Consider the following 15,533-nt stretch of genomic DNA (forward strand, 5'->3'; position numbering starts at 1 on the left):
ATATATTGCAGATATCGAATCTATACTATTTTGTATCAGCTACATTCTTAAAGAAATCACAATAAGTCATCAATTCTGATTCGGTTTCAATTTTGAGATTTAAATCATTAATTGCTTTCTTGGTATCAATTCTGTAGCCATACCAATCTAGACAAACTTCTCTCTGTCTTTGGGTTTCTGAAATTGAGATTGAATCTGGCATTGAAGTCTTGGAACAACCCCAAATGAAAATGATTAAAGGGATGTAGGAAATTAGACGTTTCATTTCTTAATCTCAACAAGTTTTTTATGATTGTGAATAAGTCCAAGAAGACTCTTCCATAGTTGAAAGGTCAACTCTATGCGTTGCCATCCAATCACCATTAGCTTCAACAAACTTTTGAACATTACCTTCTGGAGCCTGATGAATAACAATAACTTTTTGAGGATCTTTCTTGCTTACACCTCTAAAAAGGGGCTTAATATCAAATTCAGAATGTCTTTTATCAGCGTCCGCACTGTCAAATATTGCTACCCATTCATCGAAAGTACTTTCAATTTTAAAAGTAAAAATAGATGTAACTGAGCTAGACATTGAAAAAAAAACTAATTGATTTTATTCTAGATGGAATGTCAATTAAGACATTATTAAGTAAAGGTTAAGGCACTTAATTAGATATTAATCTAGTTTTGAAAGTAACATTTTTGTATAAAAAAATTGGCTGATAAAAAAAGAATCAAATTTCTTTAATGAATGCGTTGAAGAAATGAAAGCTACTGATTCGCCAACAGCTGATTTTATTCGTTTCTGTTCTGGTGGTTATTAATTATCAGAAAGAAAAGTAATATTTTCCTCTTCAAGTTTGTTCTTTAGTTCTTTTGGCATATAAGAAATATCTTTTTTAATTGCATTTATAGCATCCTTATACTTTTCGGGATCAGATAGAAGCATTTTGATTAAATTGTATTGACTTTCTATTTCTTGAGAAGAAAATTTAGCCATTAAAAAGGAACTAACTACTATTTATTTTAGATCAACTGTCAATCATATATCTTATCCTGGTCTAAAATTTCTCTTTTGTATTTCTCACTAAGTTCATCATTGTATTGAAAATCCTGAATTATTTTTACTATTTCATCAATAGCCTTTTCTTTATTTACTTTATCTTTCATTATCTAAAAGATTTGATTTTGGATTGATTCAAGTATCCCACTAATAAAATCCTATTCCATACCTAAAAAGTTTCATAAATAATTGTTTATTCTTTATCAAAATCCTACTTGTTAATAATAAATAGATAAGTTTACTGACTTTTTGTACATTAATGTATCAAAACTGTATAGAAAATATTGTTTACACGTTAATTGAGTTCAGTTTCTTTACATTTATTAATAGTTGTGTTATATTTGTTTACATAATCAATTTTTAATTATGACACCTGACGCAGAAAGATTTAACGGCTTAGCAGCAATGCTTGGTTTCGTAGCAGCTGTTGGCGCATACGTAACAACTGGTCAAATAATTCCTGGTTTTTTCTAATGTCAAATTCTTCATACACAACAACTGAGTCCGGCGGAAGACAAAACATGTTTCCATCAGAAACTCGTCCTTACATAGATGAGTCAGTTTCTTATGACGGCTACCCTCAAAATGCAGAAAAAGTTAACGGTCGTTGGGCGATGATTGGCTTCGTAGCATTATTAGGTGCATACGTAACAACAGGTCAAATCATTCCAGGTATTTTTTAATGAGTCCACTAGCAGTTTTTTTGATTTTAATTGTATCTCTAACTGCCTTACTCGTTGCTTCCCTAACTAAACAATTTCAAGAAGAAAATTTAATTTACTCAAACAAAAATCCAATGAAAAACTCAAACACAAAAACTAAAACAATCGAGAAGGAAAAAGTTGTTGCAGAAACTCTAAACGGTAGATTTGCCATGATCGGACTTATAGCTGCAGTTGGTGCATATCTAACTACAGGTCAAATCATTCCAGGTTTCGTTTAAATACAAACTTCAAATAAATAAAACAAAAAAATGGAAAACTCAAAACCTAGCTACTGGCAAAATGCAGAAAGAACTAATGGAAGAATGGCAATGATGGGCTTTTTTGCATTAGTAGTTAATTACGGTCTTTTTGGCTGGATCATACCTGGGATTTTTTAAAATGAATTTAGATATTTTCTTAATCTCATTCTTTGCATATCTTTTAGTACCAGTACTGATGATTGCTAAAGGAAAAAAAGCAACTAATTAATAGCATGATGAATTTAGGATTACTCTTCCTCAAAGTTAATACTACTGGGGTAATAACTTTATCAGAATTAGATTGGATTACAAATCACCAGTCAAATTTCGCAAGATTAGATATGGCACTAGTTTTAAAAATTGGTCGCCTTATGGACGAGGGAAAAATAGAACTTGATTGTAGATTGCCGGCATAAATATATAAAAATTAAATCGTCATAAGAGCTTGCTTTTAGGGATATAAGCAGGCTTTTATATTGATTAGTCTCTAAAAAAAAGTAAAAAAAGATATTAACTTCCGACGTTAGAAATCCAATTCTTTTCTTGGGAGTTGTTTTTTTAATAATTTAATTTTTAGACACTTTGCCAGAACCATTGTCTTGATTCTATTTTGTTTTCATATAAGAAAAATTTTAGGTAGTATCCTTAATTTATATAGTTAAAAATACTTGTGAAATTATTCTCGCATTTAATAAAGGCAATTTTTAAACCATTGCTGGGATTTGCTAAGTTTTTTATAACAATTTACGGAGTATTCTTAAAGTTTTTTCTTCAATTAAATGGAGGTTATTGGGGAAAAATAGGAATAGGACAATATTCAAAAATTGAAAGAAAAAGATTTTTTTATATATTACCTTTTTATATTCTTTTAGCTTTATTGTTTGGACTTCTTTCTCTAATTTATTGGTATTTTGTTGTATTATTAATCCCTTTTTGGATAGAAAGATATCTAACAGATACTGCTCAATGGAATAATATTTTTTCTTCGATAATGGCTTTTGCAATAATCTCTGGTTGGCTTTTATTACTTTCTAAGACAAAGTAGTTAGAGTATAAGTCACTCTTTGCAGTAAAAAATGACCCTGCGAGACCAAGTGATGATGATGATTTATCTCATCATGATCGTCATGATGTACGGTTTAAGGAACGACAAGGTACGGAAAGAGGTAAGTATATCTACTTATAAAGTTGGATAGCTTACCTAGGATTAAAACATGGTTGTCATGAGACAGTTGTAGGGATGCAGCTGAAGCCAACCATAGTTTTAAGGAAATCTAATTATGACTCAAAGAACAATTAAATTAACTCATCATGGAATGTCATTAGTGATTTGGTTGATCGCATTAAATAGTTTATATACCTTATTTTCTACATTTGAAAAAGCATTAAGTAATTCCGAAAAATAGATAATTTAATTAAAAGCTCAAGAAATAAATAGATTATTAGTTATTGGTAGGCGGTAGGCCTAAATACAGCTCTTTTAAAATTAGTTAAATATAGTATTTAATTTGTAAAAAAAATTATTGATCAGAAAGAATAATTAGGTGATTCCCACAATATTAAAAAATTCTTTTTACTTACCATTTTGGAATAGTTACTTGCCAACCTGAAGTGATTAATTGTTGGTACTCTTTGCGAGCAGCTTCTATTTTAATTTCTTTTCTTGTTTTCATAAGTGGGGGTTTAGAACCTAATACTCCAATAATAATTCCACTATCAACAAATATATATTCGAAAAACTTATCTTTATTATTTTTATTCTTTGTAAAACGTCTTACTTCTGTCCAGTTAGGGCATATTAACCATGCTTCCTCTGTTACCTTTCTAGAGTCTTTATCCATAAATTTCCTCTAGGATTATTAGTTCTTTTATTGATATATGATTTTCTTTCTCTTGCTTCAAGGCATGGATACTCTTACACGCCTCTATAGTTTCTAAAATTCTAAAATTAATTTCCTGTTTCATTTTCTTTTGCCAATTTTTTAAGAAAAATAAAATAATCCTATATCAAAATAGTGTTTGATATCTTCTAGTTTAGATCAAAAATTAATTAAAAATTTTTTTATTAAAGTTCGCGTTAAAATCTTAAATCGTCCTCTGAATATAAAAAATGATTTGGATGTTGTTTTTTATGTTTAAGAAGATTATAGAATTAAAATAGTAATATGATATTTGAGAGTATAAATAAGATTTGAAAAATATTAGAGCTAAAAAAAATAGATAATGCTGAAATTCAAGAAACTAATTAAAGGGGATGGTAGAGGTAAAAGATGTTTATAAAATATGAATTTTTAGGAGCTCTAGTTTGAATAAAATTCTTGTCTTTATTTTTGTCTTAATATTTCCTATTCATGCTTACGCTGGCTTCCCTGAAGGAGAGACTGGCTATGAATTAAAAAAAATAGAACAGTCATTTAAACTTCCATGTAATGAGATAGGAAAGGATAAATGTCTAGCTAGAGTTCTTTCTATGGGAGGTTGTATTTATAGCTTCGAAATTAATAAGGGCAATGATAATAAAGCTGCCTTAAGAAAAACAGATGAGGTTTTAATTGCACTTTTAGATGGAAATAATTTGGACATAAATAATATTTTCGCAAAAGATGGATCAATAAAAAGTGAAATTAGAATAGAAATAATTAGTAGAATAAATTTTTGTAGAAAAGCTATTAAAGAAGCAATTCCTAATTTGGTCAAGTTGCCTGAAGGAATGGAGATGACGGAAGAAAGACTTGAAATTTTGACAGATGCTTATCCTCAGTACTATTTACAGATGTTTAAAAAAACAGAAAAGGTAATTGATTAATGATGCCATAACTTTATTAAATTTCTAATATAAACTTTAAAAGATATTGAATTGAAAATGTTTAAAAACCTAATTTTATCTTCTTTTTTACTATTTACTTTAATTGGCATTATCTATCCTACGAAAAAAGAAAATACAAAGCTATTTAATTATTGTTATTCTCTTGAAAAAATTCTTTCAATGAATTCAATACAAAAAAGGAAAAATGTATCCCTGAAAGTTAAGTCAATTTCGAAAGATATTGCAAAATTTGGGATTAGTAAAACTAGAGGGCGTTTAATAAATAAGATGATTGATCAATATAAAACTTCTAAGGATTCTCGCATGATAAAACTTATTCCTAATAAGCTTTATTGTTTTTCGGGATATTGGATTGAGAAGATAAATCCTGGAACTTTTGAATCAATCTTTTATTCGAAAAGTAAAAAAGTAATTAATGAATTTAAAGATTTGAAAGATGAAGTAGATGGTTTACTAAATGAGATTAATTCAGAATATAAATTCATAAAAAAGGAATTTAAGAGGCTTTTTTAATATTTATCAGTGGCATATTTACTTTTTAGTGGATTCAGAATTGTAATTAGTAAGAGAATTAATTGTTAATCAGCTTCTAGTATTTCAGCATAATCAGAACAGGTATTAACACTAAACCATTTCATGGCTGACCAATTGTATTCTTGGTAAGTTCCAACGGCAACACTAACAAAACATTCATTCTCATACCAACTTCGATAGCTTGGGTTCAAACCAGTTCCTTTTAATCTATTTGATAAACCTTTCCCATATTTTTGAATAACAAGATTAATAGCCTCGTACTCTATTTCTCTTTGTAGATCATTTGCAAAAACTGGTATTGAAATAAAAAAAATCGAAATAAGAAATATGAGTTTCATATCAGGAATAGATTTTGAATATATTTTATTATTTTTAGTATAAATTTTTATTTTAAAATTGTACTTACTAAACAAAAAAAAATTTATTTTTTTGAATTTTCTAAAACTGATATTCTATTTTTGACTTCATCTAATTCGTCTAAAATACTCCTATATTTTGTTTGATCATTTTTTATGTCGTGAATATAATTAGTTAGGATTTCATTAATCAATTCAACTAACTTTCTATTATTTTCTAATGCTATTTTTTTGAGGTTTTTTAATAAGTCTCGATTGATATTAATATTTAATTGTGTCCTTTCTGGCATTTAGTTATTTATACTTAGTTTTATTCTATTCATTCCGTCTTAATTAAGACAATGTGATGATTGTTAAATTTTTATGAATGATTTGGTAGTTATCTATATTAATAGGCTTCTCAGGATTATTTTTTCTCTCTCTCTTGTAAAGATATGATTAGTTTTAATAGTAAATTAACCATTAAATTAAAAAATAATTAAGTTCTTTTAAAAAGATTAATTTTGGTAGGAAACACTACATCAAGTGCAAGTCTAAACTAATTAGTTTATGTTTATAAATTCTTCTTACTAAACTATGGAATTCGTCAAAAAATTTATGACCGAAAAAGCTGAAAAGTTTAACGGTAAAGCTGCAATGCTTGGTATGTTAGCTCTTGTTGGAGCTTACTACTTTACTGGTCAAATTGTTCCAGGTATTTTCTAATTACAAATTACTTTAGGAAAAATTATGGGGGCTTATCAAGCCCCTTTTTATTTATATATTTGATTGAAAAATTATGGGTAAATTTTGGATATAAAATACTATTAATTAAAATAGTCAAAGTAAAGTTGTTATCCATATTAGTAATCTATTAAATAACTTAATGAATACAAAAGAAGGAAAAAGATTAAATTTTGGATGTTAAATAATTTCCAACTACTAAATATAAGCTTATTATTTTTAAGAGATAAATTTGAGAAAGTGAATAATTTCTATAATATGTCTTAAAAACTTAATCATTGTAAAAATCAATTCTTGAGCCTTTATCCGTATATAAATGTTACTCAAACCGTACATTATTTAAAAGCATAATAAATTATTTCCTAGTTAGAACATAGAAGTAGTAGTTAAGATTCAAATGCCTTCAACTCCAATTAAATCCTGTAAAAAATATGTTTTGAGTTATAAAGATTCATTAAAGAAGACATATCAAGTAGGATTCTATGCCCGCGATTCATACGATTGCCTAATGCTTGCCCGAGAATTTAATTCTTATATTCATGATCATCCACGTTCTGTAGTCAGAATCCAACAAAAATTTTGAGATAATTATGAATCTAGAAAGATCACCTTTAGTTTTATTGTTTTAGCTATTCTTTTTGTATTGAGATATTGTCTCAAATTTTAAACTTAAAATAATAAACTGAATCACATTATATATCCCAAAGAGAAGTATAAAAAGAAAACCACAGACAAATATAAAATATATTTAGAATATAAAAAATTTTGATTTTTAACTATGAACGTTTACTTATTCTGGATATTATTTTTCGGGTTGTGGGGAATTGTACCTTTAATGATTATAAAAGGCAGAACAGATGAAAAAAAGATAAATACAGTTCCTGAAGTTAAAGCCAAGAAAAAAGGTTGGTTTAACTAAAAATTTTTATAAAGTAATTCAATCAATATAAATTAGTTCTTTAAAAACTTATCGAGCTTGAAAAAAGTCTTTAAATTTTACTTTTTTAAGGGCTTAAAAAATAATTAATATTTTAGGAGTTAGCTAAGCGTGAAATATAGTCTTCAAGTTTGCCAGCATTAATCCAACCAGTTGCAATAGTTTTAACATCTTCATTATTCACTCTTCCACGATGTATGTGAGATATACCTGCTGGGAAAATAATAAGTTTCCCCTTCTCAGCTATTTCATGATGATTCTGCCAATGAAATTCAGTTCCACCAGAATTAATATCATTACAATAAAGAATCCAAGCTAAGACTCTATTTACAGGCTCTGTAGCTTCATTACTAATAGTCCAATCACAATGCCATTTCTTAAATCCCTCTCCTGGTGCATAACGTTGTAAATTAAATATTGGGTTAACAAATAAAGTTTGTTCTGGGCAGCATTCTTTTATTAGTGGGTGATCCTCAAGATATTTTTTTAGTCCTGCATTAACTCCTCTAATTATGACTTCAGACATTGCAAATGCTTCTGGATCTGATCTATCCATTGATACAAGACTAATATCAGTGGAAACTTTATATGGATCAGAATTCAAAGAGGTACTTTGTCCAAAAGCAATCCCGTTAGTATGTAATTCTTTGCGGCGATCAAAGAAAGAAATAATACCATCAGCTACTGCTTCAAATCCTGAATTTTTATATCTCCCAATTAGTTCCATAACAAGTATTAGTATTGATGTATTGTAAATAATCCTTTTATCATATCTTTCAGATAACCCTTTATTTTAGTTAGCTTTCTATTTAAGATAAAAAAATGGAGTCTCATGAAAAATTTCTTTTTTTAGTTGTGGTTGGAGGTAGATCTCCTAAAGCAAATATCGAACTTCATGACGTGAGGTGGGTTATAGGTTCAAAGATTGAGGACACCTTTGATCAATTAAGAAATGATTGGTTTGGAGCTGATAATGGCTTACATATAGATAGTTATAAAAAAATTGATTCAATTGATGGTTATAAAATAAATCTTAGAAATAAAGAGAATAATGAACCAAAAAATAAGATATTTAAAAAAGAGAAAATCCCCAATAAAAAATTATGGTTTGTAAATATTGGAGGATACGATCCAACCTCTATGCAAGAAAAACATGAATTTGGTCTTATTGTGGCTTCTTGTCCCTCAGAGGCTAAAAATAAAGCAAAATCAAAATGGCTTATTGACTGCAAAAAAAGACATAAAGATGATATTTCTGCTGTTAAAAACTTTAATGATGTCGATGATTGTGAGGTTATAAAAAATATAAAAAATTGGGAAATAGAATTAATACCGAATGGTGGTTTTGTAGAAGAAAAAGTTATCCCTGATTGGTATGGATATATGAGAATTGATAAAAAGTAATTTTAAATATTTAAATTAAAAAGTCTTTAAAAAATCAAAACTAAAATTATTAACTATTAATTAATAGTGTTAAATCCACCACTTACTAAGAATATAATTGCACCTAAGGCCATAGTTGCTACACCCATATAAGGATATTTTTTAATTCTTGTCTTGGTAATAGGAAGCCAGGAGATATACCTATCTGATTTTTTTATATCTATTATTTTTCTTGGAGGGATACCTAATACTTCCCTTCTTTTTGCTTCACCCATTTTTTTTCTTGCTTATAAGTTAATTTTAAAATTTAATTTTCAAATGTGAGAGTTATTTAATGTATTGCTTATTTGAATTCCTTTTCAGTTAATCTGATAACCAACTTGTGATTTTTGTAGTGCTATAAATATGACCTCCAGCTTCAATATTCTTTATTGTTTCTGGATCAGAAAATATATGTTTAGCGACTCCTTCTTCGGCTTGATGAATAACAATTACTTCTTTAGAATCTGTCAAACCTTTCCCTCTATAAAGCGGTGTTAATCCTACAGTTTTATGAAATTCATCTATCTCTGGACTATCAAAAATTTTCGCCCACTCTTCAAATGTATTTGAAATTTGAAAGGTGAAAACAGTTGTTTCAATAGTCATAAAATATTAGAAGATAAATAACTATTATTTTAAACCAGCTGTCAATCAATCAAAATTTATAAACTAGCCTTTCTTAAGAAATAAATTCCACCACCCATAGAAATTAAAACAGGTAGCCAAGTTGCAATTATTGGACTTAGCACTCCCTTTACTCCAAATGAACTGAATACAAACGACATCACATAATAAACTAATATTAGAATAACGCTTAATCCAAATCCCTGACTTTTGGAAGATCTTAAATTGGATTTTGATCCTAGACTACTTCCAATTAATCCGAATACTAAGCATGCGAAAGGCAAAGTAAATTTTTCTTGGATGCGAACTTGAATTCTTCTTATTTCTTTTAAGTTTCCTGTCTCTTTATATATTCTTTCAGCTTCTAATGCTTGCTTAAGAGACATTTCGGTAGCATCTTTTGGGACTCTTGCTAAATCTAAGGGACCTTCTACAAATGGATAACTATATTTTTTAAATTGAATATTAGTAGTTTGGCCGCCTTGGTCAACAGAAACAATACTACCATCTGAAAATATCCAGGAGGAGTTTTCCTTATCAAATACCGCACTTTTTGCTTTTAAGATTTGCTGTATATCTTGTCTGGAAAAATCCAAAACTGTAACTCCCTGCATAATGTTATTTTCGAACCATGATGCATAGAAAATATGAGTGAGGAATGTATTAATCTTTGTGGGCTTATTTGTTGCCGATTCTATTCTTGAACCATATCTAGAGAACATAATATTACCTTTCCCTTCTTCACTGCTAAAAGAACTTCCAATACCAGCTCTTAAAGTAGATTCTGCTAACTTATTACTTGCAGGTACCAAGTTATCGTTGAAATAAAAAGTTAAGCCTGTCATTAATATAGAAACTGCAATAGCAGGAGCGATAATTCTTGAAGTTTTTATTCCTAAAGATTTCAATGCTAATAATTCGGAATTGGCTGATAATTTACCGTAAGCTAATAATGTAGACAATAAAACTGCCATCGGGAACGACAAAACTAGAAAATTTGGAAGGCTAAAAAAAAGAACTTTTATAGCTAAAAATAAAGGTAATCCAAATTCAACTATTTTTCTTATTAGATCAAACATTACTCCCACTGATAATGAAATAACGGTAAAAGCAGAGATAGCAAATAACATTGGAGGTAATATTTGCGCTATTAACCATCTATCTATTAATGGAATAGAATTCCATGGTAAACAAACTTGGCGGATAAATTTTTTAATAGTTGATTGGATTGAAATTTGCAAAAGAAATTTATTTGATTAAGTTTTCAATAGTTTTTAAGATTATAAAATACTAATCAAGTTGAGACCATCTTTACTCTTTTCTTTCTATGAAAAATATTTTTCTTTTCAATCTTTTTTATTGGTAAATTTACAGGATAAGAATATTTGCTATTGCAATTAATTTATATATTTGTTTTATAAAAAAAAACGAAGTAATGACTTCCAAAGCATTAGCAAAAAATTGCAATTGTATTCATTGCAGAAAAAAATTGGAACAAATAAGTCGTTCAAAAGTTTATTGGGATAAGTTAATTAGTAATAAATTGAATGCTTAAATTTTTCTCAGTAATTGAAATTCTATAAAATAAGGAAACGTATTAAATAAAAAATACCAAAACAATTACATAAATATTAAATATCAAGCTTAAATTTTTGGATTTTAGATTCGTTTTTATCGAGCCTTTTTATTATTGCGGTAGATTTTGTTCTCTCTATTAAATAGCCATAAAATAGCAATTATACAAAAAGGAATAAGAATGAAATCTAAGGACATATTGAATTTAATCTATATCCTTTTTTAGCAAGATTATTTTGTCTTGACAGGAAAGTTTCTAAAAAAAATTAAATCCTGATGTACAAGGTCTTATTCAACAACTTTTTCTTAAGTGCTAATCAATGTCTTATCTAAACCTTTTTTATTTAAAACCAAAAAACTGTTGATTTGTTATTTTACAAACTGAGTATTATTTGCAAAAAAAATTTAAAAGAGCTTGCTTGTATCCCTACTAGCAAACTCTCATGACGATAAAGTTAAATTCAGATTGACTGAGCTTAACCAGCTAAGCACTTCCTAAATGCTTCTTCTTATTATAGTAAGTAAAATTACTTACTGTGAGTATAAATACTCAAGCTGGTTTGCACTAGATTTAGCTTTTTACTCTATGGATCTATAAATAAGTGATAATTCACTAGCTCAAAGTTAGATTAGAAAAAAAGAAGTACCAAATAAAGACTATTGAATTAAGAACAAATATTATACCTAGAAAAATATATGCAAATTTTTTACCTATAAAAGCTGTTTCAGGTTCAAGTTTTACTCTCATTGTTTATCCTAATTTTCTTAATAAATCTATCACCTTTTAAAATTAAAAATTTTCCTTGCATTATTATTTACCCAAATATAAACCCATAAATTAAAAAAAATAGAACTTTCATAAGAAACAAAATTAAATTTGTAGAAAGGAATCTTATCCCTAAATATCTTTCAGGTTTTTGGCCCCTTTTAATTTATGTCTTATTCTGAAACAAAAGGTATTATTGGGGGCTTGGATAATATCTCAAGATTTTTTTTAATTTTATTCATAATTTAAAGCTAGAACCCTATCTAAGAATGCTAGTTAAAGTTTTTGAATTAAAATCACAACCTAAAGATATTGACTGAAATCTTTATTGGTTAATTGATTAATAACTTTATCCAACCATTCGGTATTGGTTTCAGTTTTTTTTATCTTGGGATTTTTCTTTCTTGTATTCATAAATCTTCCTCAAATAAAAATTAAATTTAATTAAGAATAAATCTATTAAAAATCAACCTGCAAAATTTACAAGTTTACGTATAAAAGTTAATTTTAGTCGCAATAGAAAAGGCATTCTTTTTTAGAGGGATGCTCTTTGCACTCTTCAGCCCAATAGTCTTTGTTAGTTAAAAGTGATGATAAATCAGCCTTCAAAGAAATTTTATTTTTTGGAAGAATTTTGAAAGTGTCATTTAATGCCATGATTATAACCCTCCTTTTTTTAATATTGTTGTTTGTAACCTTTTTTAGTTTGAGTAAGTCTAGCTCCAAGATAGGTTAATAAAATTAGCCAGAATACAATCTCCAATCCGAGGTTGGTCATCTGATTTCCCTCCAATTATTTGATTTGACTTTAATATAATTTTTATTATTCAGATAGAGTTTTTATACTGATTAAGTAAACAATTTTGTTAAGTTTTTATACCTGTTATTTTTATATCCCGTCTTGATCCTCACCGAAAGGATTATATTTAATATCCCAAATTAAGACCACTGCAGTTGATAAAATTAGTAAGGCAAACACTACTTGAGGCGGAGGATAAATCATTTTATCGATTCATCATATAAGCAATAAAACCAGAAAAGGTAAGAAGCTTAAAAATAATAAAAAATGGCATGATCTTTTGTGCTTTTAAGCCAAAAGGTAAATATTTATTAATAGCATTCATTTTTTTTATAATTATTTAGATAATACTAACCAATTTTTTTAATGATAGAAAATAAATTCATGTTCTAATTTTCTTAATTCAGATTATTTAAAAAAAATATATTTGAAGTAATTAATTAAAATAAAATACATAAAAAAACCAGATTGAATTTTGTCAATCTGGTTTATAGGATTTTTTTGAAAGAACTTAGATAAATCCAGGAATAATTTGACCAGTGGTTAAATATGCTCCTACCAATGCAACAAATCCCATCATGGCAAATCTACCATTTAGCTTTTCTGCAATGATTTTTTCTTTTTCAACTGATTTGGTTTCGTTGTTCTTCATTAGAACCAACCAGGGATGATTTGTCCGGTTGTTACGTAAGCACCTACAGCTGCAACGAAACCTAACATTGCTGCCCAACCATTAAAACGTTCTGCTTCAGGAGTCATTTTCTTAAAAGTAATTTATATTAATAAATATAACACATATATTTATTTTTGTAAATAAATAGTCCAAATTGATCGAATTCTAGGTTATTGGGCTACATTTCTGTTACGTTAATGTCTCAACTATTTCAAAGGCCTCTGTATTTTGGCCAAGGATTACGACTCTCCTTTTAAAATTTAGACTTCTCATCAAATTTAGTTTGAAGTTTTGCCGCCTTATGCAATAAACCTACCGCTTCTTTTCTTCCAGTTGCAATGGATGCTTGATGCAATAAATCTGCATACTTTTTGTTTAATTTTTTCATTTGGTTTGTAATATTATAAATACAGGATTGATAAGGAAAATAAGTATTCATATTTAATCAAAAATAGATTTAAAACACTTATATTTCTGAAAGTTTGACTCTTGCAATTGGTATTCTTATTAGAAATTCTTTAGCTTAGTCAATATTAATTAATCTTATCTCTGCCTGAGATCTTTATATAATACCATTAATCCACTTATAACTGTGATTTGAGTTAGCGTTAAATATTTTACAGTCAAAATTTAATGGATCTCTTAGGATCTAACACATGGAAAAAATTTTTTTAATTATTATTTTATATACAAACCAATCTATTTAAATATTGGAAGAAAACGGACAGCATTTCAAAGAAAGATAGATAAACATATACTTGATTATGTTTAAGGAGCTATTGTTATATTATTTTTTTTCTTTTCATTTTTTTTAGTAACCAAATTCTTGCACTTTATTATTTATAAAAAATTTTTAAGCAGCTTTTTTTAGTGAGATAAAATCCTCATTTAATATAAATTCTAACTAATATCTATTGAAAGAGTTAGCTAGTAGGGATACAGGCTGACTCTTTTTTTTTAAGATATTTTTAAGAATTAATCTGAAAGCAGTTTAATTTTTATACAAATTTATATTCTTGAATATTAGAGTAAATACTCTTTTTCTTTTAGTAAATTATTGCTACTAATAAATTAGATAAAAAAAAGTTATGTCATTTACTACTTACTATATGCATTTGATTTTCGCTAGCATTCCATCTTTATTCAGTTCTGATTTGATACTTTATATTTTGCCAGTTCTAACTGTATCAATATTATTCTTTAGCTTCAAAATAATGTTTTATAAAGCTCCAAAATTGAGAGGAGCTAAATAAAAAATATTTTGGATAATAGACTTTTTTTTCCTGCAACTGAGAGAAATAGAGAGTGTATAGGAGAAGTATTATCAACAATTCTTCTAACAAGAGGTTTTATTTTAGAAATTGGTAGCGGTAGTGGAGAGCATGGAGTTGTATTTCAAAAAAACTTCCCAGAAATAACTTGGCAATCAAGCGATCCAGAATTAATTCATAGAAACAGTATTAGTTCTTGGATTGAGCATGAAGAATTAAATTTTCAAATGCCTCAACCTTTAAATATTGATGTGGAGAAAATTCCTTGGGAAATACCATCTGAATTAATGGTTTCTCTTCAAGGAATTATATCTATAAATATGATTCATATAGCATCCTGGAACTGTACAACATCACTATTTAACGAGTCTGGTAAATTATTAAATAATGGAAAATTTTTGATGTTATATGGGCCATTTAAAATTGATAATAAGCACATAAGTCATAGCAATGAATTATTTGATAGTTCCTTAAAAATGCAAAATAAATCTTGGGGTGTTAGAGATTTAAGAGAAGTTAGCAAAGAAGCTGCCAAAAATGGTTTCATTGAAGAGAAGCTTATTCGTATGCCAGCTTATAACTTTTCGGTAATTTACAGGAAAGTATCTTTATAAAGGGATTTTGAATAATTTTTCTGTAAAGTTTTTAATAAATTAAAAATTCATGAATTCAAATTACATACTTTATTAATTAATTAATTTAAATAATTATTTTTTTAGCAGTTTTAATATCTTTTTAAAAGAAATTATATTGATAATTGTCTGCTCCATTCTTTATGCTTCGCATCTAAGTCTGATACTTTATCTCCTAAACTTAATTGCTTTTCTAATAATTGCACTTTGGTAAGTGTTACTTCCTCAGAATAAAACTTGATTGGTTGCTTACCGTGTAGGTTGTCTCCGCTCATAACTACAAAAATAGAATCAATATCCAGTTAAGTATTTAGGATAAAAAAGACTTAATTTCTAATTCTTTTATATTATTTTCAGATTTGCGTAAATTAATGTGATAATA

The 15,533-nt window shown here is 27.7% G+C and carries 30 protein-coding genes and 1 pseudogene; 14 read left to right on the top strand and 17 right to left on the bottom strand.

The features are described from left to right. Positions 1-25: 25 nt before the first annotated feature. The 4 genes from ACTF45_RS06295 to ACTF45_RS06310 all read right to left on the bottom strand — a co-directional run bounded on the left by ACTF45_RS06295 (position 26) and on the right by ACTF45_RS06310 (position 1,152). Positions 26-265 (bottom strand): hypothetical protein, encoded by a 240-nt coding sequence (locus tag ACTF45_RS06295; protein ID WP_438949578.1) that lies wholly within the window; start codon positions 263-265, stop codon positions 26-28. A gap of 21 nt (positions 266-286) precedes the next feature. After that, positions 287-574, bottom strand: a complete 288-nt coding sequence (locus ACTF45_RS06300; protein ID WP_438949579.1) for a DUF3764 family protein — start codon at positions 572-574, stop codon at positions 287-289. Between the two features lie 228 nt (positions 575-802). After that, the gene (locus tag ACTF45_RS06305) at positions 803-982 is read right to left on the bottom strand and encodes a chorismate-binding protein (protein WP_438949580.1); all 180 of its coding nucleotides are present in this window, start codon (positions 980-982) and stop codon (positions 803-805) included. Between the two features lie 38 nt (positions 983-1,020). Then, positions 1,021-1,152 carry a hypothetical protein gene (locus tag ACTF45_RS06310; RefSeq protein ID WP_438949581.1) on the bottom strand — a complete coding sequence of 44 codons (132 nt, stop codon included), beginning with the start codon at positions 1,150-1,152 and terminating at the stop codon, positions 1,021-1,023. Positions 1,153-1,411: 259 nt separating this feature from the next. Here ACTF45_RS06310 and ACTF45_RS06315 point away from each other — a divergent pair, with 259 nt between their 5' ends. The 7 genes and pseudogenes from ACTF45_RS06315 (at position 1,412) to ACTF45_RS06345 (ending at position 3,415) form a co-directional block, all read left to right on the top strand. Continuing rightward, positions 1,412-1,519 (top strand): high light inducible protein, encoded by a 108-nt coding sequence (locus tag ACTF45_RS06315; RefSeq protein ID WP_011132452.1) that lies wholly within the window; start codon positions 1,412-1,414, stop codon positions 1,517-1,519. After that, positions 1,519-1,728, top strand: a complete 210-nt coding sequence (locus tag ACTF45_RS06320; RefSeq protein WP_011132451.1) for a high light inducible protein — start codon at positions 1,519-1,521, stop codon at positions 1,726-1,728. The genes ACTF45_RS06315 and ACTF45_RS06320 overlap by 1 nt, the downstream gene beginning before the upstream one ends. After that, complete coding sequence (locus ACTF45_RS06325; RefSeq protein ID WP_438949582.1) at positions 1,728-1,988, top strand: chlorophyll a/b-binding protein; 261 nt, start codon at positions 1,728-1,730, stop codon at positions 1,986-1,988. The genes ACTF45_RS06320 and ACTF45_RS06325 overlap by 1 nt, the downstream gene beginning before the upstream one ends. A 48-nt stretch (positions 1,989-2,036) precedes the next feature. After that, positions 2,037-2,147 (top strand): annotated as a pseudogene (locus tag ACTF45_RS06330) (chlorophyll a/b-binding protein); the annotation flags it as partial. Positions 2,148-2,245: 98 nt separating this feature from the next. After that, positions 2,246-2,425 (top strand): hypothetical protein, encoded by a 180-nt coding sequence (locus ACTF45_RS06335; protein ID WP_438949639.1) that lies wholly within the window; start codon positions 2,246-2,248, stop codon positions 2,423-2,425. A 254-nt stretch (positions 2,426-2,679) separates the two neighbouring features. Next, on the top strand, positions 2,680-3,054 hold the full coding sequence (locus tag ACTF45_RS06340; protein ID WP_438949583.1) for a hypothetical protein: 375 nt from the start codon (positions 2,680-2,682) through the stop codon (positions 3,052-3,054). 235 nt (positions 3,055-3,289) lie between these two features. Further along, entirely contained in the window at positions 3,290-3,415 is a 126-nt protein-coding gene (locus ACTF45_RS06345; RefSeq protein WP_438949584.1) for a hypothetical protein, read from the top strand. A gap of 171 nt (positions 3,416-3,586) precedes the next feature. On the opposite strand, the gene ACTF45_RS06350 is transcribed toward ACTF45_RS06345, so the two are convergent. Next, on the bottom strand, positions 3,587-3,850 hold the full coding sequence (locus ACTF45_RS06350) for a DUF1651 domain-containing protein (RefSeq protein ID WP_438949585.1): 264 nt from the start codon (positions 3,848-3,850) through the stop codon (positions 3,587-3,589). Beyond that, positions 3,843-3,974 (bottom strand): hypothetical protein, encoded by a 132-nt coding sequence (locus ACTF45_RS06355; RefSeq protein WP_438949586.1) that lies wholly within the window; start codon positions 3,972-3,974, stop codon positions 3,843-3,845. The genes ACTF45_RS06350 and ACTF45_RS06355 overlap by 8 nt, the downstream gene beginning before the upstream one ends. A 340-nt stretch (positions 3,975-4,314) precedes the next feature. On the opposite strand from ACTF45_RS06355, the gene ACTF45_RS06360 reads away from it, so the two are divergent. Both ACTF45_RS06360 and ACTF45_RS06365 read left to right on the top strand, forming a co-directional pair. Continuing rightward, on the top strand, positions 4,315-4,815 hold the full coding sequence (locus tag ACTF45_RS06360; RefSeq protein WP_438949587.1) for a ribose ABC transporter ATP-binding protein: 501 nt from the start codon (positions 4,315-4,317) through the stop codon (positions 4,813-4,815). A 180-nt stretch (positions 4,816-4,995) separates the two neighbouring features. Next, positions 4,996-5,349: a carbon storage regulator CsrA gene (locus tag ACTF45_RS06365; RefSeq protein ID WP_438949588.1), complete on the top strand. Its 354-nt coding sequence runs from the start codon at positions 4,996-4,998 to the stop codon at positions 5,347-5,349. Between the two features lie 65 nt (positions 5,350-5,414). Here ACTF45_RS06365 and ACTF45_RS06370 read toward each other — a convergent pair whose 3' ends face one another. Next, on the bottom strand, positions 5,415-5,708 hold the full coding sequence (locus tag ACTF45_RS06370) for a heat-labile enterotoxin alpha chain (protein ID WP_438949589.1): 294 nt from the start codon (positions 5,706-5,708) through the stop codon (positions 5,415-5,417). 83 nt (positions 5,709-5,791) lie between these two features. Continuing rightward, entirely contained in the window at positions 5,792-6,016 is a 225-nt protein-coding gene (locus tag ACTF45_RS06375) for a hypothetical protein (RefSeq protein WP_438949590.1), read from the bottom strand. Positions 6,017-6,323: 307 nt separating this feature from the next. Here ACTF45_RS06375 and ACTF45_RS06380 point away from each other — a divergent pair, with 307 nt between their 5' ends. The 3 genes from ACTF45_RS06380 to ACTF45_RS06390 all read left to right on the top strand — a co-directional run bounded on the left by ACTF45_RS06380 (position 6,324) and on the right by ACTF45_RS06390 (position 7,368). Beyond that, on the top strand, positions 6,324-6,431 hold the full coding sequence (locus ACTF45_RS06380; protein ID WP_438949640.1) for a high light inducible protein: 108 nt from the start codon (positions 6,324-6,326) through the stop codon (positions 6,429-6,431). A 415-nt stretch (positions 6,432-6,846) separates the two neighbouring features. Next, the gene (locus ACTF45_RS06385; protein ID WP_438949591.1) at positions 6,847-7,032 is read left to right on the top strand and encodes a hypothetical protein; all 186 of its coding nucleotides are present in this window, start codon (positions 6,847-6,849) and stop codon (positions 7,030-7,032) included. Positions 7,033-7,227: 195 nt separating this feature from the next. After that, positions 7,228-7,368 carry a hypothetical protein gene (locus ACTF45_RS06390; protein WP_438949592.1) on the top strand — a complete coding sequence of 47 codons (141 nt, stop codon included), beginning with the start codon at positions 7,228-7,230 and terminating at the stop codon, positions 7,366-7,368. A gap of 112 nt (positions 7,369-7,480) precedes the next feature. Here the strand turns inward: ACTF45_RS06390 and ACTF45_RS06395 are convergent, their stop codons facing one another. Further along, a complete protein-coding gene (locus ACTF45_RS06395; protein ID WP_438949593.1) occupies positions 7,481-8,113 on the bottom strand; it encodes a 2OG-Fe(II) oxygenase in 633 nt (210 codons plus the stop codon). A gap of 95 nt (positions 8,114-8,208) precedes the next feature. Here ACTF45_RS06395 and ACTF45_RS06400 point away from each other — a divergent pair, with 95 nt between their 5' ends. Continuing rightward, on the top strand, positions 8,209-8,790 hold the full coding sequence (locus ACTF45_RS06400) for a DUF1543 domain-containing protein (RefSeq protein WP_438949594.1): 582 nt from the start codon (positions 8,209-8,211) through the stop codon (positions 8,788-8,790). Positions 8,791-8,846: 56 nt separating this feature from the next. On the opposite strand, the gene ACTF45_RS06405 is transcribed toward ACTF45_RS06400, so the two are convergent. From ACTF45_RS06405 to ACTF45_RS06435, 7 genes are all read right to left on the bottom strand, one after another. Further along, a complete protein-coding gene (locus tag ACTF45_RS06405) occupies positions 8,847-9,044 on the bottom strand; it encodes a DUF2839 family protein (protein WP_288348384.1) in 198 nt (65 codons plus the stop codon). A gap of 88 nt (positions 9,045-9,132) precedes the next feature. Continuing rightward, positions 9,133-9,417, bottom strand: coding sequence for a DUF3764 family protein (locus ACTF45_RS06410; RefSeq protein ID WP_438949595.1), 285 nt, complete (start codon positions 9,415-9,417; stop codon positions 9,133-9,135). A 56-nt stretch (positions 9,418-9,473) separates the two neighbouring features. Further along, positions 9,474-10,676 carry an LptF/LptG family permease gene (locus tag ACTF45_RS06415; protein WP_288348387.1) on the bottom strand — a complete coding sequence of 401 codons (1,203 nt, stop codon included), beginning with the start codon at positions 10,674-10,676 and terminating at the stop codon, positions 9,474-9,476. Between the two features lie 1,607 nt (positions 10,677-12,283). Beyond that, positions 12,284-12,433 carry a hypothetical protein gene (locus ACTF45_RS06420; RefSeq protein ID WP_438949596.1) on the bottom strand — a complete coding sequence of 50 codons (150 nt, stop codon included), beginning with the start codon at positions 12,431-12,433 and terminating at the stop codon, positions 12,284-12,286. A 653-nt stretch (positions 12,434-13,086) separates the two neighbouring features. Further along, positions 13,087-13,227, bottom strand: coding sequence for a high light inducible protein (locus tag ACTF45_RS06425; RefSeq protein ID WP_438949597.1), 141 nt, complete (start codon positions 13,225-13,227; stop codon positions 13,087-13,089). After that, positions 13,227-13,334 (bottom strand): high light inducible protein, encoded by a 108-nt coding sequence (locus ACTF45_RS06430; RefSeq protein ID WP_011132751.1) that lies wholly within the window; start codon positions 13,332-13,334, stop codon positions 13,227-13,229. Before ACTF45_RS06430 ends, ACTF45_RS06425 begins: the two co-directional genes overlap by 1 nt. Before the next feature lie 167 nt (positions 13,335-13,501). After that, on the bottom strand, positions 13,502-13,636 hold the full coding sequence (locus tag ACTF45_RS06435; protein ID WP_438949598.1) for a hypothetical protein: 135 nt from the start codon (positions 13,634-13,636) through the stop codon (positions 13,502-13,504). Positions 13,637-14,509: 873 nt separating this feature from the next. Between ACTF45_RS06435 and ACTF45_RS06440 the strand changes: the two genes are divergently transcribed. Next, complete coding sequence (locus ACTF45_RS06440; RefSeq protein WP_438949599.1) at positions 14,510-15,133, top strand: DUF938 domain-containing protein; 624 nt, start codon at positions 14,510-14,512, stop codon at positions 15,131-15,133. 131 nt (positions 15,134-15,264) lie between these two features. On the opposite strand, the gene ACTF45_RS06445 is transcribed toward ACTF45_RS06440, so the two are convergent. Further along, positions 15,265-15,426, bottom strand: a complete 162-nt coding sequence (locus tag ACTF45_RS06445; protein ID WP_348659898.1) for a hypothetical protein — start codon at positions 15,424-15,426, stop codon at positions 15,265-15,267. Positions 15,427-15,533 lie beyond the last annotated feature (107 nt).

It is taken from the genome of Prochlorococcus sp., assembly GCF_965655815.1.
Classification (GTDB): domain Bacteria; phylum Cyanobacteriota; class Cyanobacteriia; order PCC-6307; family Cyanobiaceae; genus Prochlorococcus_A; species Prochlorococcus_A pastoris.